At 65.3% G+C, this 21,408-nt stretch carries 24 protein-coding genes and 1 pseudogene; 14 read left to right on the top strand and 11 right to left on the bottom strand.

The annotated features are described in order from the left end of the window. Positions 1 to 34: 34 nt before the first annotated feature. From ACSYAO_RS11930 to ACSYAO_RS11900, 7 genes are all read right to left on the bottom strand, one after another. Positions 35 to 427 (bottom strand): diacylglycerol kinase, encoded by a 393-nt coding sequence (locus ACSYAO_RS11930; protein ID WP_049462768.1) that lies wholly within the window; start codon positions 425 to 427, stop codon positions 35 to 37. Positions 428 to 509: 82 nt separating this feature from the next. Further along, complete coding sequence (locus ACSYAO_RS11925; protein WP_049462767.1) at positions 510 to 1,136, bottom strand: hypothetical protein; 627 nt, start codon at positions 1,134 to 1,136, stop codon at positions 510 to 512. 49 nt (positions 1,137 to 1,185) lie between these two features. Next, on the bottom strand, positions 1,186 to 1,722 hold the full coding sequence (locus ACSYAO_RS11920) for a nuclear transport factor 2 family protein (RefSeq protein WP_049462766.1): 537 nt from the start codon (positions 1,720 to 1,722) through the stop codon (positions 1,186 to 1,188). Positions 1,723 to 1,794: 72 nt separating this feature from the next. Beyond that, positions 1,795 to 2,142, bottom strand: coding sequence for an RcnB family protein (locus tag ACSYAO_RS11915; protein WP_049423027.1), 348 nt, complete (start codon positions 2,140 to 2,142; stop codon positions 1,795 to 1,797). Between the two features lie 161 nt (positions 2,143 to 2,303). Continuing rightward, a complete protein-coding gene (gene arsB / locus ACSYAO_RS11910; protein WP_049462765.1) occupies positions 2,304 to 3,335 on the bottom strand; it encodes an ACR3 family arsenite efflux transporter in 1,032 nt (343 codons plus the stop codon). A gap of 14 nt (positions 3,336 to 3,349) precedes the next feature. Beyond that, positions 3,350 to 3,853 (bottom strand): arsenate reductase ArsC, encoded by a 504-nt coding sequence (locus ACSYAO_RS11905; RefSeq protein WP_049462764.1) that lies wholly within the window; start codon positions 3,851 to 3,853, stop codon positions 3,350 to 3,352. Positions 3,854 to 3,868: 15 nt separating this feature from the next. Further along, a complete protein-coding gene (locus ACSYAO_RS11900) occupies positions 3,869 to 4,198 on the bottom strand; it encodes an ArsR/SmtB family transcription factor (protein WP_049462763.1) in 330 nt (109 codons plus the stop codon). Between the two features lie 17 nt (positions 4,199 to 4,215). Between ACSYAO_RS11900 and arsH the strand changes: the two genes are divergently transcribed. Beyond that, positions 4,216 to 4,944 carry an arsenical resistance protein ArsH gene (arsH, locus tag ACSYAO_RS11895; protein WP_049462762.1) on the top strand — a complete coding sequence of 243 codons (729 nt, stop codon included), beginning with the start codon at positions 4,216 to 4,218 and terminating at the stop codon, positions 4,942 to 4,944. 30 nt (positions 4,945 to 4,974) lie between these two features. Here arsH and ACSYAO_RS11890 read toward each other — a convergent pair whose 3' ends face one another. Next, positions 4,975 to 5,385 (bottom strand): MerR family transcriptional regulator, encoded by a 411-nt coding sequence (locus tag ACSYAO_RS11890; protein ID WP_049462761.1) that lies wholly within the window; start codon positions 5,383 to 5,385, stop codon positions 4,975 to 4,977. A gap of 84 nt (positions 5,386 to 5,469) precedes the next feature. Here ACSYAO_RS11890 and ACSYAO_RS11885 point away from each other — a divergent pair, with 84 nt between their 5' ends. After that, positions 5,470 to 6,099: a cation transporter gene (locus tag ACSYAO_RS11885; RefSeq protein WP_049462760.1), complete on the top strand. Its 630-nt coding sequence runs from the start codon at positions 5,470 to 5,472 to the stop codon at positions 6,097 to 6,099. 1 nt (position 6,100) lies between these two features. Here the strand turns inward: ACSYAO_RS11885 and ACSYAO_RS11880 are convergent, their stop codons facing one another. Beyond that, positions 6,101 to 7,042: an aspartyl protease family protein gene (locus ACSYAO_RS11880; RefSeq protein ID WP_080356560.1), complete on the bottom strand. Its 942-nt coding sequence runs from the start codon at positions 7,040 to 7,042 to the stop codon at positions 6,101 to 6,103. Between the two features lie 307 nt (positions 7,043 to 7,349). Here ACSYAO_RS11880 and ACSYAO_RS11875 point away from each other — a divergent pair, with 307 nt between their 5' ends. Genes ACSYAO_RS11875 through ACSYAO_RS11865 form a run of 3 tightly spaced genes read left to right on the top strand, consistent with a single transcriptional unit; the run spans position 7,350 to position 12,876 of the window. Further along, a complete protein-coding gene (locus ACSYAO_RS11875; protein WP_223224632.1) occupies positions 7,350 to 12,137 on the top strand; it encodes an RHS repeat-associated core domain-containing protein in 4,788 nt (1,595 codons plus the stop codon). A 3-nt stretch (positions 12,138 to 12,140) separates the two neighbouring features. Then, positions 12,141 to 12,530: a hypothetical protein gene (locus ACSYAO_RS11870; RefSeq protein ID WP_049462759.1), complete on the top strand. Its 390-nt coding sequence runs from the start codon at positions 12,141 to 12,143 to the stop codon at positions 12,528 to 12,530. A 10-nt stretch (positions 12,531 to 12,540) separates the two neighbouring features. Next, on the top strand, positions 12,541 to 12,876 hold the full coding sequence (locus ACSYAO_RS11865) for a DUF6984 family protein (RefSeq protein ID WP_049462758.1): 336 nt from the start codon (positions 12,541 to 12,543) through the stop codon (positions 12,874 to 12,876). Between the two features lie 45 nt (positions 12,877 to 12,921). Here ACSYAO_RS11865 and ACSYAO_RS11860 read toward each other — a convergent pair. Then, positions 12,922 to 13,279: pseudogene (locus tag ACSYAO_RS11860) on the bottom strand (hypothetical protein). A gap of 570 nt (positions 13,280 to 13,849) precedes the next feature. On the opposite strand from ACSYAO_RS11860, the gene ACSYAO_RS11855 reads away from it, so the two are divergent. Further along, complete coding sequence (locus ACSYAO_RS11855) at positions 13,850 to 14,179, top strand: hypothetical protein (protein WP_049462757.1); 330 nt, start codon at positions 13,850 to 13,852, stop codon at positions 14,177 to 14,179. Here ACSYAO_RS11855 and ACSYAO_RS11850 read toward each other — a convergent pair. Next, entirely contained in the window at positions 14,173 to 14,577 is a 405-nt protein-coding gene (locus ACSYAO_RS11850; protein WP_049462756.1) for a hypothetical protein, read from the bottom strand. The genes ACSYAO_RS11855 and ACSYAO_RS11850 overlap by 7 nt on opposite strands. 194 nt (positions 14,578 to 14,771) lie before the next feature. On the opposite strand from ACSYAO_RS11850, the gene moaA reads away from it, so the two are divergent. The 8 genes from moaA (at position 14,772) to ACSYAO_RS11810 (ending at position 21,383) form a co-directional block, all read left to right on the top strand. Next, positions 14,772 to 15,752, top strand: coding sequence for a GTP 3',8-cyclase MoaA (moaA, locus tag ACSYAO_RS11845; RefSeq protein WP_049462755.1), 981 nt, complete (start codon positions 14,772 to 14,774; stop codon positions 15,750 to 15,752). Positions 15,753 to 15,760: 8 nt separating this feature from the next. Beyond that, a complete protein-coding gene (gene moaCB / locus ACSYAO_RS11840) occupies positions 15,761 to 16,756 on the top strand; it encodes a bifunctional molybdenum cofactor biosynthesis protein MoaC/MoaB (protein ID WP_049462754.1) in 996 nt (331 codons plus the stop codon). After that, positions 16,756 to 18,009, top strand: a complete 1,254-nt coding sequence (locus ACSYAO_RS11835; RefSeq protein ID WP_049462753.1) for a molybdopterin molybdotransferase MoeA — start codon at positions 16,756 to 16,758, stop codon at positions 18,007 to 18,009. Before moaCB ends, ACSYAO_RS11835 begins: the two co-directional genes overlap by 1 nt. Then, positions 18,009 to 18,269 (top strand): MoaD/ThiS family protein, encoded by a 261-nt coding sequence (locus ACSYAO_RS11830; RefSeq protein WP_049462752.1) that lies wholly within the window; start codon positions 18,009 to 18,011, stop codon positions 18,267 to 18,269. The genes ACSYAO_RS11835 and ACSYAO_RS11830 overlap by 1 nt, the downstream gene beginning before the upstream one ends. A 3-nt stretch (positions 18,270 to 18,272) precedes the next feature. Further along, positions 18,273 to 18,773 (top strand): molybdenum cofactor biosynthesis protein MoaE, encoded by a 501-nt coding sequence (locus tag ACSYAO_RS11825; protein WP_049444673.1) that lies wholly within the window; start codon positions 18,273 to 18,275, stop codon positions 18,771 to 18,773. Between the two features lie 141 nt (positions 18,774 to 18,914). Then, the gene (mobA, locus tag ACSYAO_RS11820) at positions 18,915 to 19,457 is read left to right on the top strand and encodes a molybdenum cofactor guanylyltransferase (protein WP_049462751.1); all 543 of its coding nucleotides are present in this window, start codon (positions 18,915 to 18,917) and stop codon (positions 19,455 to 19,457) included. Next, positions 19,454 to 19,819, top strand: coding sequence for a hypothetical protein (locus ACSYAO_RS11815; RefSeq protein WP_012511276.1), 366 nt, complete (start codon positions 19,454 to 19,456; stop codon positions 19,817 to 19,819). The genes mobA and ACSYAO_RS11815 overlap by 4 nt, the downstream gene beginning before the upstream one ends. Before the next feature lie 145 nt (positions 19,820 to 19,964). Continuing rightward, positions 19,965 to 21,383 carry a NarK family nitrate/nitrite MFS transporter gene (locus ACSYAO_RS11810; RefSeq protein WP_049462750.1) on the top strand — a complete coding sequence of 473 codons (1,419 nt, stop codon included), beginning with the start codon at positions 19,965 to 19,967 and terminating at the stop codon, positions 21,381 to 21,383. Positions 21,384 to 21,408: the final 25 nt, after the last annotated feature.

Raw genomic sequence — 21,408 nt, 5'->3', positions numbered from 1 at the left:
GGCACCGGGCCATGCCCGGCGGGTCGGGCGCGAGCTAACCCAGCAGGATCACGCCCCACACCGTGCCGACCATCAGCAGTGCGGTGGTCTGGGCGGCGCTGCCCATGTCCTTGGCGTTCTTGGACAGTGGGTGGTGGTCAAGCGAGATGCGGTCGACCACCGCTTCGATGGCCGAGTTCAGCAGTTCCACCAGCAGGCTGATGAAGCAGACGGCCAGCACCACGGCGCGTTCGACCGGACTGATGTCCAGCAGGAACGCAGTGGCGATCAGCAGCGCATGCAGCAGCAACAGCTGCCGGAATGCGGCTTCGCCACGGAAGGTGGCGATGAAGCCGTCGCGCGAATGGATCAGCGTGTAGAAGATGCGGCGAAGGCCGGTCTTGCCATGCGGGTACTTGCCGCTGTCCTTGGGGGAGGGTGGCTGCATGCCGGTCCTGCCATGAAGTGATCTCACGACAGGATGTGCAGGCGGGCGTCGGGAAAGCGTCGGACGCCCGTTGGATTTTCCTTCAGCCGGCCTGGCGCTGCGCCTGGATGGCCTGGTCGAGGGCATCCAGATCGTCGGTCGGCGAGGCCAGCCATGCCGGGTACGCCTCGGTCTCGACGAAGGCGGAGGATCGCAGCACATCATCGAATGCCGGATTGTCCTTCTCCGCATGGCGCAGCAGTCCGGACATCAGCCCGCAGATGCGGACGGCCGCCTGGAAGGCACCCTGCAATGAACCGGCCGGCTCGGTGACCGTGTTGAGGAAGGCTGCATAGGCCGGGCCATCGAAGATGAAATCCTCGCGGTTCTTGAACGCTTCGCCGCTGAGGTTGGTTTCGCCGGAGACGTGCCGGGAGAATCCCCAGGACCAGATGTCGAGGAAGCGCAGGTCATCCAGCATCCGGCGCGCATCGTCATTCAGTGGAACGGCGCCGGACAGGGCGTGCTCCAGCGTGGCCGCTGCGAACGGCTCGGTGCCCTGGTGGGCCAGGAAATCGCTCAGGCAGCGCAGTGCAGCGGGATGATGCGGGTCCAGTTGCAGCGCACGGTAGATCACGCGGGCGCCTTCCACGTGACGGCCCTGGGCGATGAAGATGTTGAGCGCGTGGTGGGCGAGCTGGTCGGCGTTGAGGTCGGCAATCCGGGTCATCGGGTCTGGCTGGCATGGACGAACGGTGGGCACCACTCTGACAGATCACTCATTCGGCCGGGCTGCGTGAATCGCGGATCGAATAGATCACCGAGAAGATCTTCCAGCCCTGTTCGGTGCGGATCAGCTGCCACATTTCCTTGCCCCAGTTGGTCTTCACTCCATCGTCGTGGAAGCTGTAGTCAAACGACACCGAGGCCACATCGCCATCCGTTTCGATCTTCGTGTTGGAGAATGTCTCCTCCTTCGGTTTCGGCGACGCAACGACGCCGTCGATCAGCGCGATGAAGTTGTTGGCGGGAATCTGCCGTGCCTTGATCGCATCGGGCTTGGCCTTGCGGATGTCCTGCAGGCGCACATCCTCGGAGACAAACTGCCAGCCGATGTCTTCCGCCTTGTCCGAGAAGAACAGGCTCATGTAGGTCGGCTTGTCCTTGTTGATCAACGAGGTGCGGAAGGATTCGACAACCTGTTCGATGGCTTTTCCATCGGCTGGACTGTGGGCTGGACTGTTGTTGCCGGCATGGCCTGGCGACGCTGACAGCAGAAGCGCGAGGAGGGCGAGTGGTGCTCTTGATGTCTGCATCTGCAGCTTCCGGGGACAAGGGGATGCTGCCGGGACGTTTCGTTACATCAGCGCCCCGGCGCATCCCCTCATTCAACGATGCAGCGCGTCGATGATCAACCCAGTAGCAATCTCCACCAGCAGGTACTCGCTATCGGACTGCCGGACCCAACGCTGGTCGCGGCCCGGCTCGCGCAGGTGGTAGCGCGCATAGTCATCCACCCAGTAACGGCGGTCCACTTCCGCCCATGGCAGGCGCTCACCGCGACGCCAGGCCTTCTTCTGCCAGCCCGGCGGCGGTGCATCACGGTTGTGCGGGCCACCGGCGTGCGGCGGTGGCCCGTTGCCGCGCGCATGGTGCGGCGGATCGGCGAAGGCCGGTGCCGCGGCCAGCGCGGCAGCCGTGGTCAAAGCAATGGCGAACAAGCGTGCGGTGTTCATCGCAACCTCCGGGCCTTGCCGCTGCATGCGGCGTCGTGCCGTGGAGTATGGATCAAGGAATGTGAACGGACTTTTGAGCTGTCACCGTAGCAGCAGGGCGCATTCCACGGCGTTGCAGCTGGCGGCTCGGGCACGACGCCGCCGCCTCCGGCATGGCCGCCTCAAGCGCGCTCGCGCGCCTCATACCAGTTGCGTGACCGGTTCACGATCTTCACCACCGAAAGCATCACGGGTACTTCAATCAGCACCCCCACCACCGTGGCCAGCGCCGCACCGGAGTGGACACCGAAAAGGCCCACGGCCGTCGCCACCGCCAGTTCGAAGAAGTTGCTGGCGCCGATCAGTGCCGACGGCCCGGCCACACAATGCGCCACACCCAGGCGCCGGTTGAGCAGGTAGGCCAGGCCGGAGGTGAAATAGACCTGGATCAGGATCGGGACCGCGATCAACGCGATCACCAGCGGCTGCTGCACGATCTGCTGGCCCTGGAACCCGAACAGCAGCACCAGCGTCAGCAGCAGCGCCGACAGTGACAGTGGCCCCAGCTGGCGCAGCGCCGTCTGCAGCCCGGATTCGCCATGGCGCGACAGGATCCAGCGCCGCAGCAATGCGGCCACCAGTACCGGAACCACGATGTACAGGCCGACCGACAGCAGCAACGTATCCCACGGTACGGTGATGGCCGACAGCCCCAGCAGCAGCGCCACCACCGGCGCATAGGCCACCACCATGATCGCGTCGTTCAGTGCCACCTGGCTCAGCGTGAAGTTGGCATCGCCGCGGCACAGGTTGCTCCATACGAACACCATGGCCGTGCAGGGCGCGGCCGCCAGCAGGATCAGGCCGGCGATGTAGCTGTCGATCTGGCCGGCGGGCAGCCAGTCCGCAAAGACGTGGCGCAGGAAGAGCCAGCCCAGCAGCGCCATCGAGAATGGCTTCACCGCCCAGTTGATGAACAGCGTCACCCCGATGCCTTTCCAGTGCTGGCCCAGCTGGCGCATCGCACCGAAATCCACCCGCAGCAGCATCGGGATTATCATCAGCCAGATCAGCACCGCCACCGGCAGGTTGACTTTGGCCACTTCAGTCGCCGCCAGGGAGGCGAAAGCACCTGGCAGGAAGTGCCCGAGCAGCGTGCCGACGATGATGCACAGCGCGACCCAGAGCGTCAGGTGGCGCTCGAACAGGCCCATGGGTGCCGCTGTGCTCATGGCGTGCGCGCTGCCGGCAGCAGATGGCCGATCTGGTCCAGCGCCTGCTGCAGCATTCCGCGGTCCTGCCACACGTGCCCGGGCAGCGCCAGCAGGGCCTGCACGCGTGCCTTCACGATGGCATGCGCGTGGGCGAAGGCGGCAGCCTTGTCGGCATCGCTGCCCCCTACCGCGGCCGGGTCCGGCAGACCCCAATGGCTGCGGATGAAATCACCGAACACCACCGGGCAGGCTTCCGCTGCCGCCGCACCGCAAACGGTGATTACCAGATCCATGGGGGCGGCATCAGCGAACTCATCCCAGGATTTGCTGCGCAGTCCCGCGACCGGCATGCCTTCCGCGCGCAGCTGTGCAAGCGCGAATGGATTGACCTGGCCGGTCGGGTGGCTGCCGGCACTGTAGGCCGTGAAGCGGCCGCCGCCCCATGCGCGCAGGGTGGCTTCGGCCAGCACACTGCGGGCGCTGTTGCCGGTGCAGAGAAACAGGATGGAGCGGGACATGATGGCGTTTCCGAGTCAGCAGCTGCAGGGATTGCCCAACGGCGCGCACTGTTCGCTGGGCGAACCGGCGCAGCAGTTGTGCGTGAGGTACTCGATCAGGCCGGTCATTGCGCTGAAGTTCGCGCGGTAGCAGACGTGGCGGCCCTGGCTCTCGCTCTCGACCAGGCCAGCCTGTACCAGCTCCTTCAGGTGGAAGCTGAGGGTGGCGGGAGGAACCTGGAGGGCTGTGGCGATGTCGCCGGCCATGCGACCGGCCGGGCCGGCTTCGACCAGCAGGCGGAAGGCTGCCAGGCGGGTGGCGTGGCCGAGCGCGGTGAGCGCAGCGATTGCATTTGACGTTTCCATATTTCTAGAATAGTCGAATGAATAAGCCGATCACAAGTCCTTCGCTGCCCCATCTGAGGGAGGCTTCGCTTCCCCAGCCAGATCACCAGCGGTTGGCGGCCGAACGCCAGGGACCGCCGCGCATCCTGCTGCTGTATGGCTCACTGCGTCCGCAATCGTTCAGCCGCAAGCTGGCACTGGAGGCCGAACGCCTGCTGCAGCATCTGGGCTGCGAAACGCGCGTGTTCGATCCACATGCCTTGCCGCTGCTGGACAGCGTGGACAAGGGGCATCCGGAAGTGCAGCGGCTGCGCGAGTGGTCGCACTGGTCGGAAGGGCAGGTGTGGGTCAGCCCGGAGCGGCACGGCACGGTGACCGGCGTGTTCAAGAACCAGATCGACTGGCTGCCACTGGAAGACGGCAGCGTGCGGCCGACCCAGGGCCGGACGCTGGCGGTGATGCAGGTCTGCGGCGGTTCGCAGTCGTTCAACACGGTCAATACGCTGCGGGTACTGGGCCGCTGGATGCGCATGCTGACCATTCCCAACCAGTCGTCGGTGGCCAAGGCCTGGCAGGAGTTCGACGAAGACGGGCGGATGAAGCCTTCGCCCTACTACGATCGTGTGGTGGATGTGGTCGAAGAACTGGTGAAGTTCACGCTGCTCACCCGCGGCCGCGCCGACTACCTCGTGGACCGTTACAGCGAGCGGAAGGGCGATGCGCTGGCGGTCGAGCTGGCGCGGGCGGCGGGAGCGACCGGCGTCTGAGGGAGATGCCGAATCGCGCACGATTCCAGTTCAGGTAGCCGGCGCGGGCCGCAGGGCTTCCAGTACCTGGCAGTCGGCCACGCGCCCGCCGGGGCAGTTGCCGATCATCCGCTGCAGTTCGCCCTGCAGCGCCTGCAGGTCGGCAATCCTGCGCGCGATGTCGGCAATGTGCGCCTTCACCACGTCATCCACCGAACTGCATTGGTGCTCGCGTTGTTCGCCAAAGGCGATCAGTTCGCGGATCTGCTCGATGGCGAACCCCAGCTCGCGCGCACGGCGCACGAATGCCAGCCGCCGTTGGTCCTGTGCGTCGTAGCAGCGGTAGTTGCCCTGCGAACGCAGCGGCGGCTGCAGCAGGCCGATCTTTTCGTAATAGCGGATGGTCTCTGCCTTGGTGCCGGTCTGGCGGGCCAACTGGCCGATGGTGAGTGGGGCTGTCATGGGCTTGACCTTGTAGGGGCTACAAGGTTGATAAAGGCAGCTCCCTTTCATTTCAAGCCCGGGCGCGCCCGGCGGAGCGCCTCCATGGACCAGTGCTGCGGCCACAAACGCCAGGAGCTGGCATCGATAGCGCTGCACAGCGCCCAGCGGCGGGTGCTGGTGGCGGTGCTGGCAATCAACCTGGCGATGTTCTTCATCGAGTTCGGCGCGGGCCTTGCCGCGCGATCCAGCGCCCTGCAGGCCGACGCGGTCGACATGCTGGGGGATGCCATCGTCTATGGCCTGAGCCTGTGGGCGGTAAACCGGGGCGCGCGCTGGGAGGCGGGCGCGGCGCTGGCCAAGGGTCTGCTGATCCTGGCCTTCTTCGTGTTCATCGTGTTCGAAGTGGCCGGCAAGCTGGTCAATGGGGTGCCACCGTCCAGCACGCTGATGCTGGTGTTCGGTGGCATTGTCCTGGTGGCGAACCTCACCTGCCTGGCGCTGCTGTGGCGTTTCCGCGGGTTGAACATCAACATGAAGAGCACGTTCGAGTGCTCGCGCAATGACGTGGCCGCGAACCTGGGCGTGCTGGTGGCCGCAGGTGGCGTGGCCATGACCGGGCGCGGATGGCCGGATATTGTCGTCGGCGCAGTGATCGCCCTGTTGTTCCTGAGGTCGGCAGTGGGCGTGATCGCCGAAGCGTGGCCGGCATGGCGGGCAGCACGCCGCCAGTGACTCAGTTGCGGTGATGCCTGCCCGTGCAGATCGCCACCTGTTGGCTGCGCTGATCGATCAGCACCACTGCGTCCTGCAGCGCATGGGCGCCCACCACCGCTTCGGGATAGCGGTCGGACACCCGTACATGCAGCCCCTGCAGCGCCAGGCCACCGATCAGCACGGGAACATCCAGCCGTGCACGTCCGCCATCGACCTCGCCGTGGCTGAGGGTCAGTCGATCCCCGGTGGTCACTGCGGTACCGGCGACCTGCCGGAAGAGCGCAGTGGGCAGCACCATTGCGACGTTGGCGCCGGTGTCCAGCTGCGCCTCTGTGGTCACTGTTCCAATCGTCAACGGGATGCGGAAGGCGCGTGAGTAGGCGAGCGCGTCCGGTTGCGCGGGCAGGAGCCTGATGTCGCGGCGGAACTGCAGGCGCCGTTGCGGGTAATCGATGATCAGCACGCCATCAGCGAAGAATCCGCGCGCAAGGATGCCGTCGAACGCTGCGTCTTTGGATTGCCGTGCGTTGTAGTCGCGGGTGAGCGCGGTCACGTCGCTGTGGCGCAGTCCGCCGAGCGCGAGGGCGTTGATGCGCACCGTATCGGCCTGCGCTGTCTGTACGCCGTCGGAGTGGCGGGCGCTGGCGCCCGCCGGCAGCGCCAGTTGACGCACCAGGCGGGCGTCCGCGCGGGCCATGCCGCTGGCGCCGGTATCGATGGCGAAGCGGTACGGGCCGCTGCCGTTGACCTGCACCTGCACATGGATACGCCCGTCGACGACGTCAAAGGGAACGTCGATGATGCGCTCGCCCGGGCGGGCGGGGAGGGTACAGGTGCTATCCGCCACGGGTAAGGCGAGGGTGGCCACGGGAAGCGTCAGCAGAGTGAGGATGGCGATGGCAGTGCTGCGCCAACGGCGAGTGCCGAGTGCGGTACGGCGATGCGGGGGAATGCGCCTCATGATCCTGTTCCATGGGTGTCCAGGATCTTCTGATGCGTGAGGGGTGCAGGCGGTTGCAGGTGTTTCCTGCCCGCAGGCTGCTCCGAAAGCTGTCGCGGTAATCGGCTGGATCTGGAATCCGCGCGGGTGGAAATGTGACGGATGTCGCGGGCCTTGACTTGAACATGTCACCGTCTTCAACGATAAAGGCGGCATGTGGCACTGCCGCATTCCGGACCAGGGACGATCCGAAGCATGACGTGATGGGGCTCTACCCCCGCGTTCTCGTTCCCGCCGGCGCTGTGTTCGTCCAGGAAGGAGAACAGGGATGTTGGAACGACTGAAGACCCTCTCGCGTGCCGTGCTGGCGATGATTGCCCTCGGCTGCTTCGCCTCTGCAGTGGCACAGGCGCAGGAAAGCAAGATTACCTGGCGCATTTCGCAGCCCGGCGGCGATGCGACGCAATACAAGACCCAACAGGCGGCGGTGGCTGCCATCAAGAACCTGCCCGCGCCCAGCCCGTTCCCACCGGAATTCCAGTTCGGCTGGCAGTACGTCGACAAGATCAAGTCCAAAGTCGTGGACTTGAACGGAAATACGTCGATCACCTACTGGATGGGTAAATCTCAGCCAGCAGATCCTGAGTGGACTTACCATGGCGCAGGAAATGGTGGCTTCCAGTCCGAAGAGGATGTGCTGGAAGCGCTCATTGCAGACTTGCAAGACATCAATCCCCACTGTCCTGGGGAAACCGCTGTGCCGGAAGGAGGCTGGGTCCCAACTGCTCCAGAGATGGATGGGATTTCGGAGTTCAGGGAGTACCGCGTCACCGGAATGCTGGGCAGCAACACGGCGGAGTCTCCGTGCGTACCCTTCGACGCAGGAACGACAGGGCTCGCTCGCATGCGACGCTTGAACTGCCCCATTCCGTTCACGCAATGGTCCAACAAGCACAACGCCTGCGTCAGCGAGGAATTCGTTGCGACCATCACCTCCAAATCGCAGAAATGCGACAAGGACAGTTCTGGGACGAATTGTCCTTCGACAGAAGAGGGCGAGGCGGCGAACAAGGCACCTTGCGACGGCACCGTAGGCAATCCGTGTGATGTCAAAACCGGCGAGAAGTACGAAATCGCGCAGGACTTCGATCTTGGCTGGATCGCACTGACGCGTTTCTATCACTCCGGCATTTCCACGTCCTCCGGTGGCTTCGGCTATGGCTGGACCCATTCGCTGGGCGCCCACCTGGCACTGGATGGCGTTGACAGTGTGGGCATCATTGAAAGCACCGGTTTCCAGCGTGCATTCAAGAAGATCGGCCCAGCCTATGAGGCGGACGACGACAGTGGCGATCGTCTCGTCCAGAACGGCAACTGGACACTGTATTCGGCGGATTCCATCTCGACCTTCGGCGCGGACGGGCGCCTGGCCGCCAAGCGCTTCCCGGATGGCACGTCGCTGACCTATATCTACGATGACAGCGACCGCCTTGCGGCCGTCACCCACAGCAGTGGCCGCACGCTGGAGTTCGTCTACCAGTCCAACGACTATGAGGCGTTGATCAGTTCGGTACTGGTCGAGGGCATTGCGCTCGCCACTTATACCTACACGCCGCAGAACCAGGTCGCCACGGTGACCTATGCGGGTGGCGGTGTGCGCACGTATCACTACGAGAACCAGGCTTTCCCCCAGCACCTGACCGGCATCACCGCCGAGGACGGCCGGCGCTACAGCACCTTTACCTATGATTCCGACGGTCGTGTCATTTCCAGTCAGCACGCCGGCGGTGCCGATGGCGTGACACTGGCCTACAGCCCCAATCGCGGTGCGGTGGTGACCGACGCGCTGGGGCGGCAGACCGACTACACCCTTACACCCGGAGGCGATAGCGCTCCGTCGCGCAAGGTGACCGGCCTGACGGATTCGCAGGGAACCGTCAGCCGAACCTACTACGACCAGAGTGTCGACTTCCGCCGGCGTCTGAATACCTACACCGATCGCCGCGGCATCCAGACCAAGCACGCCTATGCGCAGGGCACCGATCCGGTGAGCGGTCGTGCCGTCAGCATCCATACCGTGACCGAAGCGGTCGGCTTGCCCGAGCAGCGGGTGATGACCACGGCGCGCGACGTCGAAACCAATGCGGTACTGACCACCCGGATCGGTAGCCGCGAAACCCGCACGGCCTTCAATTCCCGACGCCAGCCGACGGCCAACACGGTGACCGACACCGCTTCCGGTCAGACGCGCATCACCAGCTACACGTACTGCGAAGCCGCTGATGTGGCAGCGGCAGGCAGCTGCCCGGTGGAGGGGCTGCTGAAGAGTGTGGATGGCCCGCGCACGGATGTGGCCGATGCCGTTACCTATGCCTATTACCCGGCGGATGATGCAGGGTGCGCGACCGGAGGTGCCTGCAGCTATCGCAAGGGCGACCTGCGCAGCGTGACCAATGCGCTGGGCCAGACGGTCGATACCTTGGCCTACGACGCGTTCGGGCGGCCGTTGTCGGTCAAGGACGCCAACGGCGTGGTCACCGATTACACGTACCATGCTCGCGGCTGGCCGACCTCGATCACCGTACGCGGCGCGACCACTGCCGAGGATCGGGTCACCCAGCTGAGCTATTGGCCGACGGGCCAGGTGCAGAAGATCACCGAGCCGGATGGCAGCAGCGTGTCCTACGTCTACGATGCTGCGCTGCGCTTGACCGACATCGAGGACAACGCGGGCAACACGATTCACTACACGCTGGACAATGCTGGTAACCGCCTCAAGGAAGACACGCTGGATACCGGCGGCACCCTGCGCCGTACCCTGGCACGGACGTTCAACACACTCGGCCAGCTGACCGCGCTGAAGGACGCAGGCAATCACGCTACCGGCTTTGCCTACGATGCCAACGGCAACCTGCAGACGGTGACCGACGCACTGCAGCGCGTGACCAGCCAGCAGTACGACCCGCTGAACCGCCTGGCCCAGACCCTGCAGGACGTGGGCGGCGTCGCGGCGGAGATCCGCAGCCAGTACAACGCGCTGGACCAGGTCACCCAGGTCACTGATCCGAAGGGCCTGCACACCACCTACGCCTACAACGGCTTCGGTGATCTGACCGGACAGGTCAGCCCGGACAGTGGCGCCAGCAGCTACACCGTGGACGCGGCAGGCAATCGCAAGACCGTTACCGACGCGCGCGGCGTCACCGCCACCTATCACTACGATGCGCTGAACCGTTTGATCGGAGTCGCCTATCCGGACCCCAATCTGGACGTAGGCTACAGCTATGACGTGGCGCCGGCTGCCTGCGCCGCCGACGAGCGCTTCGCCAAGGGGCGGCTGGGGCAGGTGCTGCATGCCAACGGCAGCACCCAGTACTGCCATGACCGCTTCGGTCAGGTCACCCGCAAGGTGCAGACCGTCAATGGTGTGGCCAGCACGCTGCGCTACGCCTACAGCAAGTCGGGCCGTCTGACTGCGTTGACCTACCCCGACGGCAGCGTGGCCGACTACGTGCGTGATATCCAGGGCCGCATCAGCCAGATCGGCCTGACCCGGCCCGGCCAGGCGCGCCAGATCGTGGTGAACAACGTGAGCTATGCAGCCTTCGGTCCGGCGACCGGCTGGACCTACGGCAATGGCCGCCAGCTGCAGCGTCCGCTGGATCTGGACTACCGCCCGCAGGCGGTACATGACCCGGCTGCAGGTGGCCTGTCGCTGGGCTACGGCTATGATCCGGTCGGTTCGATCACCGAGCTGAAGAACGGCACTGGCTCGACGGTACTGGCCAAGTACGCCTACGACGCGCTGGGTCGCCTGACCCAGACCCAGGACGGTGCGACCGGCACGCCGATTGAAACCTATGCCTACGACGCCACCGGCAATCGCACCGCGCTGACCACTTCGGCGGGCACTGCCAGCTACACCTATCCCGCAACCAGTCATCGCCTGACTGCGGTGGATGGTGAAGCGCGCAACCATGACGCGGTGGGCAACACCACCAGCATCGGCGGCAAGACGTTCATCTACAACGATGCCAACCGCATGAACGCGGTGAAGCAAGGCAACGCCGTACTGGAAAGCTACGCCTACAACCATCGCGGCGAGCGCGTGCTGCGCACCCCGGCTGGTGGCGCTGCACAGATCACTCTGTATAACGAAGCAGGGCAGTGGCTGGGCAACTACTCGGCCACGGGCCAGGCGCAGCAGCAGGCCATCTGGCTGGACAACTACCCGGTGGCGCTGATCAGCGTGCCAAGCGCAGGTGTGCCGGAGTTGGCCTACATCCAGCCGGACCATCTGGGTACGCCGCGCGTGGTGATCGACCCGGCGCGCGATGTGGCGATCTGGGAGTGGAGCAACAAGAGCGAGGTGTTCGGCAACCAGATTCCGAGTACCGACCCGGACGGCGATGGCGTGGCATTCGAGTTGGCGCTGCGATTCCCGGGCCAACAGGCGACGGATGCGAGTGGGCTGTTCTACAACAATCAGCGGGAGTATGACCCGGTAGTTGGGCGGTACTCGCAGAGTGATCCGCTGGGGTTGGACGCCGGTATTAGCACCTACGGCTACGCTGAAGCGAATTCCCTTTCACTGTCCGATCCCTACGGACTTCAGGTGATGGGAAGTCCGCGGGAGATGATGAATCCCACTACCGAGCAGCAGGCAAGGGACGTGCTCCCGCTTCTTGCAGACATCACGCCAATATTGGGTGACCTGCGCGCACTTGATGAATTCTGCGAGTCCCCCAGCATTGGAAACTTTGTATCATTGGCCAGCGGAGCACTCGGACCTCTTGGCAAGATCTCTTCGAAAGTTGGAAGGGTGGGGATAAGAGCCGCGTCTGCTGCACGGAAGTCCAGCGCGGTCATTCACGTTACAAAATCGGGGGTTGCTCTTCCTCCTGGTGGTAAGTACGCGATTCCAAGTCACTATGTTCAAAATCCGCATAGGCCTGGAAGCTTCGGTGAGATGGTGGGTGGCAAGTATCAAGAGCGACTGCGTATTGATCCGGCAACGCCGCCGGGTACCAAAGGGCCGAACTACTCCCACTACCACTTGGACCAGAAACGTGAACATTTCAGTCCTGCGCCTGGGGACCGTGATCCAGGATTCTAGCTTATGAATGAAGATTTCAACTCCCTTGAATGGTGTGATGCCACGTTGCTGGCTATCAACATTGACAGAAGCAATCCAGGCGTATGCGATGAGGTAAAGGTTCAGGTGCGCTGGCCGGACGGCCGGCAGGCAACCGTTTGCTTTTCGGAAGCCTACGGGTGCTCGGCGCTCATGAACTTCGGCGTACTGGGTGACGAGGGAATTGAGTTCGCCATGGTGGATGATGACGAGCCGGGACTCGCTGATCTTCTTGATCGTTGGAAGGCGGTCGGCTATCCGCTGTCCGGTCTGAAGTGTTTTCGTATCGAGACCAGCTCGACCGGAAGCGTCATTCTCATCTACGCTAAGACATGGCGGATCGAGAATCAGCCGATGGCGGACGCGGTGCCCTGAAGGACATCCCATGCCCAGGTTCCTCACCCCCGACGAGGTCTCCCTCATCCACAGGCTGCTGCCGGAGACGACCGAGTTGTCCGAACGGTTGTTGAAGGATCTGGCGCTCGCTCAGGTGGAGGATGTGGGTGTCGTCGGATTCGGGGGCGTGGTGTTCCTGTCCAGCACGACCCAGCTTTTCGGCAGTGACATTGCTACGGCCATGCTTGCCGATGCTGACGGCGTGCCGGTGAGAGTCACCCTGTGCCTGGATAATCACGATCAGCTCTTCGAGCTGGAGCTGTGGAAGGTGGACTTCTCTTCGATCATCGGCGTCGATCTGAGAAGCGCTTTCAGCGAGCACTGACGCCTGCTGAAAGCGGTCCTCGCTGAAGGCCGTGGCGCATGGCATTCACCCTTCAGGCTGCAACCGCCCCACCGCCTGCGCGCACAATGACTGGCTGGCCAGTACCAACCCCTCCATCACCCGGTCGCCCACGTACTCTTCCGGTTCGCCGTTCTGGCGGGTGCGCTCCGCCGCCAATAGCATTTCCAGCACCACCCGCAATCCGCTCAACGCGCAATCGGCATCGGCCAGGGCCAGGCAGCGGCCGGGGAGTTGATGCCGCTCCGGCCACCGCACCGGAGCCGATGCGGTTGAGATTGGCAATGAAGGTGTTCCTGTCCACTGCGGGCGCAGCCTGTGGCGAACCGTCGTCGTGGGCGGTACTGCGATAGGCGTGCAGATGGGGGAAGTCCGATTCGTTCATGGCAGAGCTCCGTGCAGGGCAATCGGTAGCCGCCACCCGAAAGGTGGCGGGCGGTACGTGGTTCGAATCCGGGTTGGCTTCAAGCCGGCGGGCGCGAACGCCCCCAACGCACCGCCCGCCATAGCCGGCAGACGGATTGCCAGCCGGCGCCACGCATGGTGACGCCGGCTGGCAAGCGCACTTACTCAAAGCCAACACGGGATTCGAAGCCCGGCCACCCTTTTCCGGTGGCACGCCATCTGAGCCCCTGGCGCTGTGCAATGCCAATCAGAAGAGTTGCAAACATCACTCGATTGGAGACGCTTTCGGCATTCTCCCACGCTGTTAAGCACTGCCAGCGCTGGCTGGCGTGGTGATCCGTCCACACCGTGCAATCTGCGACAGGTGTCGAGGCTGGGGGAGGGAAGGGCACGGGTGTGGCGGGGCGATGGCGACAGGCTCCGCAAGGGCCTGAGTCGAGCGTCGCTGGCTCCCCCCCCCGGCGCCAAAGCGTGACGTGCGACTCGGGTTGACGTTCCCAGCCACCAAGCGCAGGCTGGTCCGGCACGTTTCCTAACCAGAAGGAGACTTATGACCGCGACCGCTTCGCTGCACCCAACCCCCGCCACCCAAGGCCGTTCGCGCCTCTGGAGTGTGTTCTGGCTGCAGGGCGTGATTCCCAGCAACATTCTGTGGGCGGTAGCCCTCTGGGCCCTGGCCAATCAGCGCACCACGCTGCTGCTGGGGGTATTTGCCGTGCTGCTGCTCTATACCGGCTGGATCATCCCGGCGGTGTGGCGGGCGGCGCCCACTGCGCACAACCCCAACCTGGGCGTGGCCGCGCGCGGGCTGACGGTGGCCTGGGGGCTGAACACCGTGCTGGTGATCTTCTTCCTGACCCTGCAGCTGGTGGCTCAATAGAACTGAACAGGCTCGCCGCCCCGGTCGAAGGCGGCGAAGCGGCCGATCTGACCGTCATGGATGGCGTTGACCATCAGCTGCAGCGGGCGCGCGGCTTCGTCGCTGTTGGGCGCGAAACCGCCACGGCCGTCCAGCGCCGCCACGAAGACCAGGTCCCAGTCGATGCCGGTGGTGGTCGATTCCGTAGCCAGCGCCTGGAAGCTGGGCACCTCGGCCGGCAGCTTGTCCACGCACAGCACCGGCGACAGGGTGCCGCCCTCGCGGCGGTCATGCCGGTCGCGCTGGTCGCTGGTGGGCGATTCGGGCAGCTCGGCGCGCACGAATACGAACAACAAGCGTTGCGGTTCAGCCTGCTGGCCTGCGGCGTGCAGCAGCTGCTGGAAATCGTTCATCATCATGAGGGTTGTCACACGCCCGCTGCACGGAAAGCCGCATGCTGCCACAACGCCTGCCGCGCGGGGCCGAAGGCGATTGATTTAAGTCATGCCCATGGAACTGACTGCCGCGTACTCTGGCAATCGTTCCAGCAGACGAGGGTTTCCGGGCCGTTCCGGGCACAGGCAAGACGGTGGAGCAACAAGGTGGACCAGCCATGAGCCAACTCACCGACGGTTTTGGACGCAGCTTTCCATACCTGCGCCTGTCGTTGACCGAAGCCTGCAACTTCCGTTGCAGCTACTGCCTGCCCGACGGTTACCAGGCCGATGGCCGCCCGCGCTTCCTGCAGGTGGATGAAATCGCGCGCCTGGTGCGTGCGTTTGCCGCGCTGGGCATGAGCAAGATCCGCCTGACCGGTGGGGAGCCCAGCCTGCGCAAGGATCTGGACGAGATCATCGCCACCGTGGCGGCGGCGCCGGGCATCCGCAAGGTGGCCATCACCACCAATGGCACGTTGCTGCCGCGTCGCCTGCCGGGCTGGCACCGCGCCGGCCTGACCGCGCTGAACGTGAGCATGGACAGCCTGCAGCGCGAACGCTTCAGGACCATCACCGGGCATGACCGCCTGCCGGAGATCGAACAGGGCCTGGCCCTGGCGCAGGCGTTGGGACTGCCGGCGATCAAGCTCAACGCGGTGCTGCTGCGCGGCTTGAATGACGACGAGCTGCCGCAGTGGATGGACTACCTGCGTGACCGTCCTTTCAGCGTGCGCTTCATCGAGCTGATGCGCACCGGCGACAACGAAGCCTATTTCCAGCGCCACCACCTGCGTGCCGACGTGGTGATCGAGCAGCTGCTTGCCGCAGGCTGGCACGAGCGTCCACGCGCGGCCGATGCCGGCCCGGCGCGTGAGTTCGGCCACCCCGACCATCGCGGCAGCATCGGCATCATCGCCCCGTATTCGCGTGACTTCTGCAAGGGCTGCAACCGCCTGCGGGTGACCGCCAAGGGCGACCTGCGGCTGTGCCTGTTCGGCGAGTTCGGCGTGCCGCTGCGCCCGCTGCTGCAGAGCGACGATGACCACGACGCGCTGCTGGCACGCATCACCACACAGCTTGGCCTGAAAGCGGCCGGGCATGGACTGCACCAGGGCCAGACCGGGCTGACCCCGCACCTGGCCTCCATCGGAGGATGAGCAACACGATGAGTGGGGAATTGAATGCGGCCTTCCATATGGCCGATGTCCGCGACAAGCGCATCACCCGCCGCCGTGCGGTGGCGGTGGGCGAGCTGCATGCCGGTCCGGTGGCCTATCCGCTGATCGTCGAGCGCCGCCTGCCCAAGGGCGATGCGCTGGTGATGGCCGAGATTGCCGGCCTGCAGGGCGCCAAGATGGCCTCGATGCTGATGCCGCTGTGCCACCCGCTGCCGCTGGAACTGGTGCAGGTGTTCTGCGCGCCGGTACCGGAACGGCAGGCGATCCGCGTGTGGTGCGAGTGCGCCAGCGAGGCGCGCACCGGCGTGGAGATGGAGGCACTGGCCGGCGTCAACGCGGCGCTGCTGACCCTGTACGACCTGAGCAAGCCGGTGGAACCGGCACTGCGCATCGAGGGCATCCGCCTGCTGTTCAAGGAAGGTGGCAAGCGCGGCGTGTGGCTGCACCCGGATGGCATGGACGATGCCGAGCGCGCGCGCTTCAAGCCGCGTGCGCCGAAGGGCCTGGAGGGCGCGGCCTGCGCGGTGATCACGCTGAGCGATCGCGCCAGCGAGGGCACCTATGAAGATGTGTCCGGCCCAACCCTGGTAAGCGGCCTGAAAAAGCTGGGCGGTGAGGTCGTGGCCGCCGAGATCTTGCCCGACGGCATCGAGCCGTTGGCGGGCCGCCTGCAGGCACTGGCCGCCGAGGGCGTGCGCCTGTGCCTGTGCACCGGCGGTACCGGGCTGGGCCCGCGTGACCTGACCCCGGAGGCGCTGCGTTCCTTGAACGCACGGCCGGTGCATGGCCTGGCGCAGATGGTGCGGGCACTGAGCGCACAGCACACGCCGATGGCCTGGCTGAGCCGCGCCGAGGTGGTGCAGCTGGGCAACATGCTGGTGTTCGCACTGCCGGGCAGCCCGAAGGCGGCGGCGCAGTGCCTCGATATTCTGGCGCCGGTGCTGGGCCACGCTTTGGCGATGGTCGAGGGTGGTGGCCACTGATGATTGCCTATAGCGAAGCCCTGCAGCACCTGCTGGATGCGGCCACGCCGCTGCCGGCCGAGCGCCTGCCGTTGCATGAGGCCGGCGGCCGTACCCTGGCCAGTGACATCCACAGCGGGCAGTCGTTGCCGCCGTTCGACAATTCGGCAATGGACGGCTTCGCGCTGCGCGCCAACGGCGCGACGTTCGAGGCTGGTACCGAATTCGCGGTGCAGGGCTGGCAGGCGGCCGGCGATGCCGGTGCCGAAGGCGGCGAGGGTGCCTGGGAAATCATGACCGGAGCGCGCATGCCGGTTGGCCTGGATACGGTGGTGCCGGTCGAGAACGTGGAGATCCTCGCCAGCGAGGAAGGACGCCCGACCCGCATTGCCCTGAAGGGCACGGTGAAGCCGGGCCAGAACGTGCGCCTGCGCGGCCAGGATGTGAGCGACGGCGAGCGTGTGCTGCAGGCTGGGCAGGTGCTGGACATCAATGCGCGCACCCTGCTGCATGCCATCGGCGTGGGCCAGGTGGCGGTGGTGGCGCGGCCGAAGGCGGCAGTGATCGCTACCGGCAAGGAGTTGGTGACCGAGGCGACGCAGACGCTGGAATCCGGCCAGATCCGTGACAGCAACCGGCCGTATCTGGTGGGTCGCCTGCAGGCGGCCGGTGCCGAAGTGGTGTGGCAGGGCACGGTGGGTGACGATGTGGCGGCGTTCAATGCGGTGCTGGACGACGCGCTGGCTGCCGGCGCGCAGCTGCTGATCAGCACCGGCGCGGTGTCGGCCGGCCGCTACGATTTCGTTCCCGATGCACTGCGTGGCCGTGGTGCGCGCATCGTGTTCCACAAGGTGGCGATCCGCCCGGGCAAGCCGTTGCTGTTCGCGGTGCTGCCCAATGGTGCGCTGTATTTCGGTCTGCCCGGCAACCCGGTCTCGGCCGCTGTGGGCCAGCGCTTCTTCGTGGAGCCGGTGCTGCGCCGCCTGCTGGGGTTGGCACCGGAAACCGTGTTGCAGCTGCCGCTGCAGGCCGACGTGCGCAAGCCGCCGGGCCTGCGCTTCCATGCGCGTGCGCGGGTGGAAGTGGACGCGCAGGGGCGCCTGAGTGCGCGCGTGCTGTCCGGGCAGGAGTCGTTCCGTTTGATGTCCATGCTGCAGGCCAACGCCTGGGTGGTGCTGGAGGCCGAGGGAGACCTGGCCAACGCTGGCACCTACGTGCGTGTGCAGGGCTGGGGTCACCATGACCCGGTGCAGCTGGCGAGCCAGGAGTCATGATGAAACAGGTGAATCTGCAGTTGTTTGGTGCGTTTTCCGATCTGGATGCCAGCCGCGAGATCGCGGTGGAGGTGGCCGGTGGCACCGTGGCCGATCTGCGCCAGGCGCTGCGCGAGCTGCTGCCGACGCGTTGGCCGGGTTTCCGCGCTGGCCTGCTGGACTACTCGGCGTTCGCCGACCAGCAACGCGTGCTGCGTGACCACGAAGCGCTGCCCGACGATGGCCGGGTGGCGATCCTGCCGCCGGTAAGCGGGGGCTGAGCGATGAGCGAGAAGATCATCGCCAAGGTGGTGGACCGCGCGCAGGCGGCGATCGATCCGGCCGAGGGCATCGCTGCGGTGTCCGATCCGGGTTTCGGTGGCATCGATGTGTTCATCGGCAAGGTGCGCGACGTCAATATCGGCCGACCGGTGACCGGGATCACCTACGACCTGTTCGAGCCGCTGGTGTTGAACGAGTTCAAGCGCTTGGCCGCGGAGGTCGAGGCGACGTTCGGTCCGAAGCTGAAGCTGTATGTGGCCCATGCCAAGGGCCGGTTGGGCATTGGCGATGTGGCGGTGGTGGTGGCTGCGGGCAGCCCGCACCGGGACGAGGCGTTCCGTGCCTGCCGCCAGTTGATCGAGGTGGTGAAGCATCAGTGCCCGATCTGGAAGCAGGAGCATTACGAGGACGGCGACAGCGAGTGGAGCGAGGGTTGCAGCCTGTGCCATGCGGACAGCGAGCCCGCACATGCCCATGACCATGCGCACGACCACCAGCATTGAGCCCGCTGCAGCCACGCATGGCGTGGCTCTACCACCGAATATCTGGATGGCCGTGGGGTTCAGTAGATCCACGCCATGCGTGGATGCGGCCTTCCCGATGAATCCGGCCGACGCAGCCACGCATGGCGTGGCACTACTGCGATGAGCATCAACGGCATCGTGCTGGCCGGTGGCCTGTCCAGCCGGATGGGGCGCGACAAGGCGCTGCTGCCGTGGAAGGGGCGCACCCTGCTGGAACACATGCGTGGCCTGCTGCTGCAGGCTGGCGCCGGTCGGGTCTGGGTGAGCGGTGACTATCCGGCCTTCGGCGGCATCCCCGATCAGGTAGCGCGCTGCGGCCCCCTGGGTGGACTGCACAGCGTGATGCAGCAGATGCCCGACAGCCCGGCCTGGGTGGTAGCGGTGGATACGCCGTTGCTGGCGCCACGGCTGCTGCAACGGCTGGCTGCCGAGGGGCAGGGCGCATGCACGATCTTTGACGGGCATCCCTTTCCCATGCGGTTGAATGTGGACAATGCCACTCGTAGCGTGCTGGCCGCGATGCTGGATGATGCGGACGGGCCGCGCTCGGTACAGGCCTTCCAGCGCCGCCTGCAGATGCACGCGCTGCTGCTGGAAAGCGTTGACGAAGCCTGCCTGGTCAACTGCAATACCCCCGAACAATGGGAGGATGTTGCGTCATGAAAGTGCAGTTGCAGGATCAATCAGTACGGCTTCGCCTGGACGAGGCCGAACTGGCGCGCCTGCTGGCCGGTGAATCGGTCGAGAACATGACCCGCTTTGGCGGCATCGAGGGCTGGGGCATGGCGGTGTCGCTGCATGGCGGCGATCAACCGGTGCTGCTCGATGGCGGCACCTTCTGCCGCCTGGTACTGCCGCGCCCGGCAGTCGAGGCCTTGGCGGCGCGGCTGCCGTGCCGGGATGGGCTGCCATTCGACATTGCCCTGGAAGATGGCGGCCAGCTTCAGCTGCAGTTCGATGTGGACGTGCGCGACAGCGTGCGCCAGCGCGGGGTGACCCGCCGCAACACCGCTTCACCGGTTTGACATTTGTCAGGGGCACGGCGGAAACCGGCCCCTGATTGATCCAGATCAACCCCGTCGTTGTTGCTGCGCGGCCTAATGGCTGCATGACGACGGGTCACAACTTGAAACGCAGTACCCACGTCATTCCACAGCCTTGGAGCCATGTATGACCGTCGGTAGCGATCCTGTTGTCCGCAGCACTGCCCGTCCGGGTCGCGTCATCAGCGACTGGACGCCGGAAGATCCCGGCTACTGGGAGCGCACCGGCAAGCGGGTCGCCACCCGCAACCTGGTCATCTCGATCCCCTCGCTGCTGCTGGCCTTCTCGGTCTGGGTGCTGTTCTCGGCGGTGTCGATCAGCCTGCCGAAGATCGGTTTCAACTTCAGCACCGACCAGCTGTTCTGGCTGGTGGCGCTGCCCAGCCTGTCCGGCGCCACGCTGCGCATCTTCTATTCGTTCGTGATCCCGATCTTCGGCGGCCGCCGCTGGACCGCGCTGTCCACGGCCTCGCTGCTGGCGCCGACGCTCTGGCTCGGCTTTGCGGTACAGAACCCGGCCACGCCGTACGGGGTGTTCGTGGCCATCGCGATCCTGTGCGGGTTCGGTGGCGCGAACTTCTCGTCGTCGATGTCCAACATCTCCTTCTTCTACCCCAAGCAGAAGCAGGGCCTGGCGCTGGGCTTGAACGCCGGCCTGGGCAACGTGGGCGTGTCGGTGGCGCAGGCGGTGATCCCGCTGGTCATCACCGTGGGCGTGTTCGGTGCGCTGGGTGGTGCACCGTTGCCCACGGTGGAGGGTGGGGCGCCGTTGTTCCTGCAGAACGCCGGCTTCATCTGGGTGCCGGCCATCGCGCTGTGCGCCATCGCGGCCTGGTTCGGCATGAACGACCTGACCAGCGCCCGCTCGTCGTTCTCCGAGCAGGCGGTGATCTTCCGCCGCAAGCACAACTGGCTGATGTGCTGGTTGTACATCGGCACCTTCGGTTCCTACATCGGCTTCTCGGCCGGCTTCCCGATGCTGGTGAAGAGCCAGTTCCCGGACGTGAACCCGCTGGCCTACGCCTTCATCGGCCCGCTGCTGGGCGCATTGATGCGCTCGGTGGGTGGCAGCATGGCCGACCGCTGGGGCGGCGCACGCCTGACCTTCTGGGTGTTCGCGCTGATGATCGCGGCCGTGTTCGGCGTACTGCACTTCCTGCCCAGCCACGGCCAGGGCGGCAACTTCCATGGCTTCCTGCTCAGCTTCATGGCGCTGTTCGTGCTCAGTGGCATCGGCAACGGCACTACGTTCCGCATGATCCCGGTGATCTTCCGCACCCTGCATGAGCGCTGGTCGGCCAACGACAACGCCGAAGGCAAGGCCACGGCCGCGCACCAGGCCAGCATCGAGTCGGCCGCGGTGGTCGGCTTCTCCGGTGCGATCGGCGCCTATGGCGGCTTCTTCATTCCCAAGAGCTACGGCTCGTCCATCACCTTGACCGGCAGCCCCGACATGGCGCTGTACGGATTCGTTGTTTTCTACGTCACCTGCCTGGCCGTGACCTGGTGGTGGTACTACCGGCGCGGTGCCGAGACACCCTGCTGACGACATGAAAACGCACCGCAGCCAG

Source organism: Stenotrophomonas sp. STK16_22 (assembly GCF_051984505.1).
Taxonomy (GTDB): Bacteria; Pseudomonadota; Gammaproteobacteria; order Xanthomonadales; family Xanthomonadaceae; genus Stenotrophomonas; species Stenotrophomonas maltophilia_A.
The sequence above is the reverse complement of the archived record's forward strand: the minus strand, read 5'-3'. Positions and strand labels throughout refer to the sequence as shown.

What these genes read in the sequence shown, in the direction of transcription:
- ACSYAO_RS11930 (WP_049462768.1), bottom strand. Translation starts at nt 427, where the DNA reads ATGCAGCCACCCTCCCCCAAGGACAGCGGCAAGTACCCGCATGGCAAG.
- ACSYAO_RS11925 (WP_049462767.1), bottom strand. Translation starts at nt 1,136, where the DNA reads ATGACCCGGATTGCCGACCTCAACGCCGACCAGCTCGCCCACCACGCG.
- ACSYAO_RS11920 (WP_049462766.1), bottom strand. Translation starts at nt 1,722, where the DNA reads ATGCAGACATCAAGAGCACCACTCGCCCTCCTCGCGCTTCTGCTGTCA.
- ACSYAO_RS11915 (WP_049423027.1), bottom strand. Translation starts at nt 2,142, where the DNA reads ATGAACACCGCACGCTTGTTCGCCATTGCTTTGACCACGGCTGCCGCG.
- arsB (WP_049462765.1), bottom strand. Translation starts at nt 3,335, where the DNA reads ATGGGCCTGTTCGAGCGCCACCTGACGCTCTGGGTCGCGCTGTGCATC.
- ACSYAO_RS11905 (WP_049462764.1), bottom strand. Translation starts at nt 3,853, where the DNA reads ATGTCCCGCTCCATCCTGTTTCTCTGCACCGGCAACAGCGCCCGCAGT.
- ACSYAO_RS11900 (WP_049462763.1), bottom strand. Translation starts at nt 4,198, where the DNA reads ATGGAAACGTCAAATGCAATCGCTGCGCTCACCGCGCTCGGCCACGCC.
- arsH (WP_049462762.1), top strand. Translation starts at nt 4,216, where the DNA reads ATGAATAAGCCGATCACAAGTCCTTCGCTGCCCCATCTGAGGGAGGCT.
- ACSYAO_RS11890 (WP_049462761.1), bottom strand. Translation starts at nt 5,385, where the DNA reads ATGACAGCCCCACTCACCATCGGCCAGTTGGCCCGCCAGACCGGCACC.
- ACSYAO_RS11885 (WP_049462760.1), top strand. Translation starts at nt 5,470, where the DNA reads ATGGACCAGTGCTGCGGCCACAAACGCCAGGAGCTGGCATCGATAGCG.
- ACSYAO_RS11880 (WP_080356560.1), bottom strand. Translation starts at nt 7,042, where the DNA reads ATGAGGCGCATTCCCCCGCATCGCCGTACCGCACTCGGCACTCGCCGT.
- ACSYAO_RS11875 (WP_223224632.1), top strand. Translation starts at nt 7,350, where the DNA reads ATGTTGGAACGACTGAAGACCCTCTCGCGTGCCGTGCTGGCGATGATT.
- ACSYAO_RS11870 (WP_049462759.1), top strand. Translation starts at nt 12,141, where the DNA reads ATGAATGAAGATTTCAACTCCCTTGAATGGTGTGATGCCACGTTGCTG.
- ACSYAO_RS11865 (WP_049462758.1), top strand. Translation starts at nt 12,541, where the DNA reads ATGCCCAGGTTCCTCACCCCCGACGAGGTCTCCCTCATCCACAGGCTG.
- ACSYAO_RS11855 (WP_049462757.1), top strand. Translation starts at nt 13,850, where the DNA reads ATGACCGCGACCGCTTCGCTGCACCCAACCCCCGCCACCCAAGGCCGT.
- ACSYAO_RS11850 (WP_049462756.1), bottom strand. Translation starts at nt 14,577, where the DNA reads ATGATGATGAACGATTTCCAGCAGCTGCTGCACGCCGCAGGCCAGCAG.
- moaA (WP_049462755.1), top strand. Translation starts at nt 14,772, where the DNA reads ATGAGCCAACTCACCGACGGTTTTGGACGCAGCTTTCCATACCTGCGC.
- moaCB (WP_049462754.1), top strand. Translation starts at nt 15,761, where the DNA reads ATGAGTGGGGAATTGAATGCGGCCTTCCATATGGCCGATGTCCGCGAC.
- ACSYAO_RS11835 (WP_049462753.1), top strand. Translation starts at nt 16,756, where the DNA reads ATGATTGCCTATAGCGAAGCCCTGCAGCACCTGCTGGATGCGGCCACG.
- ACSYAO_RS11830 (WP_049462752.1), top strand. Translation starts at nt 18,009, where the DNA reads ATGAAACAGGTGAATCTGCAGTTGTTTGGTGCGTTTTCCGATCTGGAT.
- ACSYAO_RS11825 (WP_049444673.1), top strand. Translation starts at nt 18,273, where the DNA reads ATGAGCGAGAAGATCATCGCCAAGGTGGTGGACCGCGCGCAGGCGGCG.
- mobA (WP_049462751.1), top strand. Translation starts at nt 18,915, where the DNA reads ATGAGCATCAACGGCATCGTGCTGGCCGGTGGCCTGTCCAGCCGGATG.
- ACSYAO_RS11815 (WP_012511276.1), top strand. Translation starts at nt 19,454, where the DNA reads ATGAAAGTGCAGTTGCAGGATCAATCAGTACGGCTTCGCCTGGACGAG.
- ACSYAO_RS11810 (WP_049462750.1), top strand. Translation starts at nt 19,965, where the DNA reads ATGACCGTCGGTAGCGATCCTGTTGTCCGCAGCACTGCCCGTCCGGGT.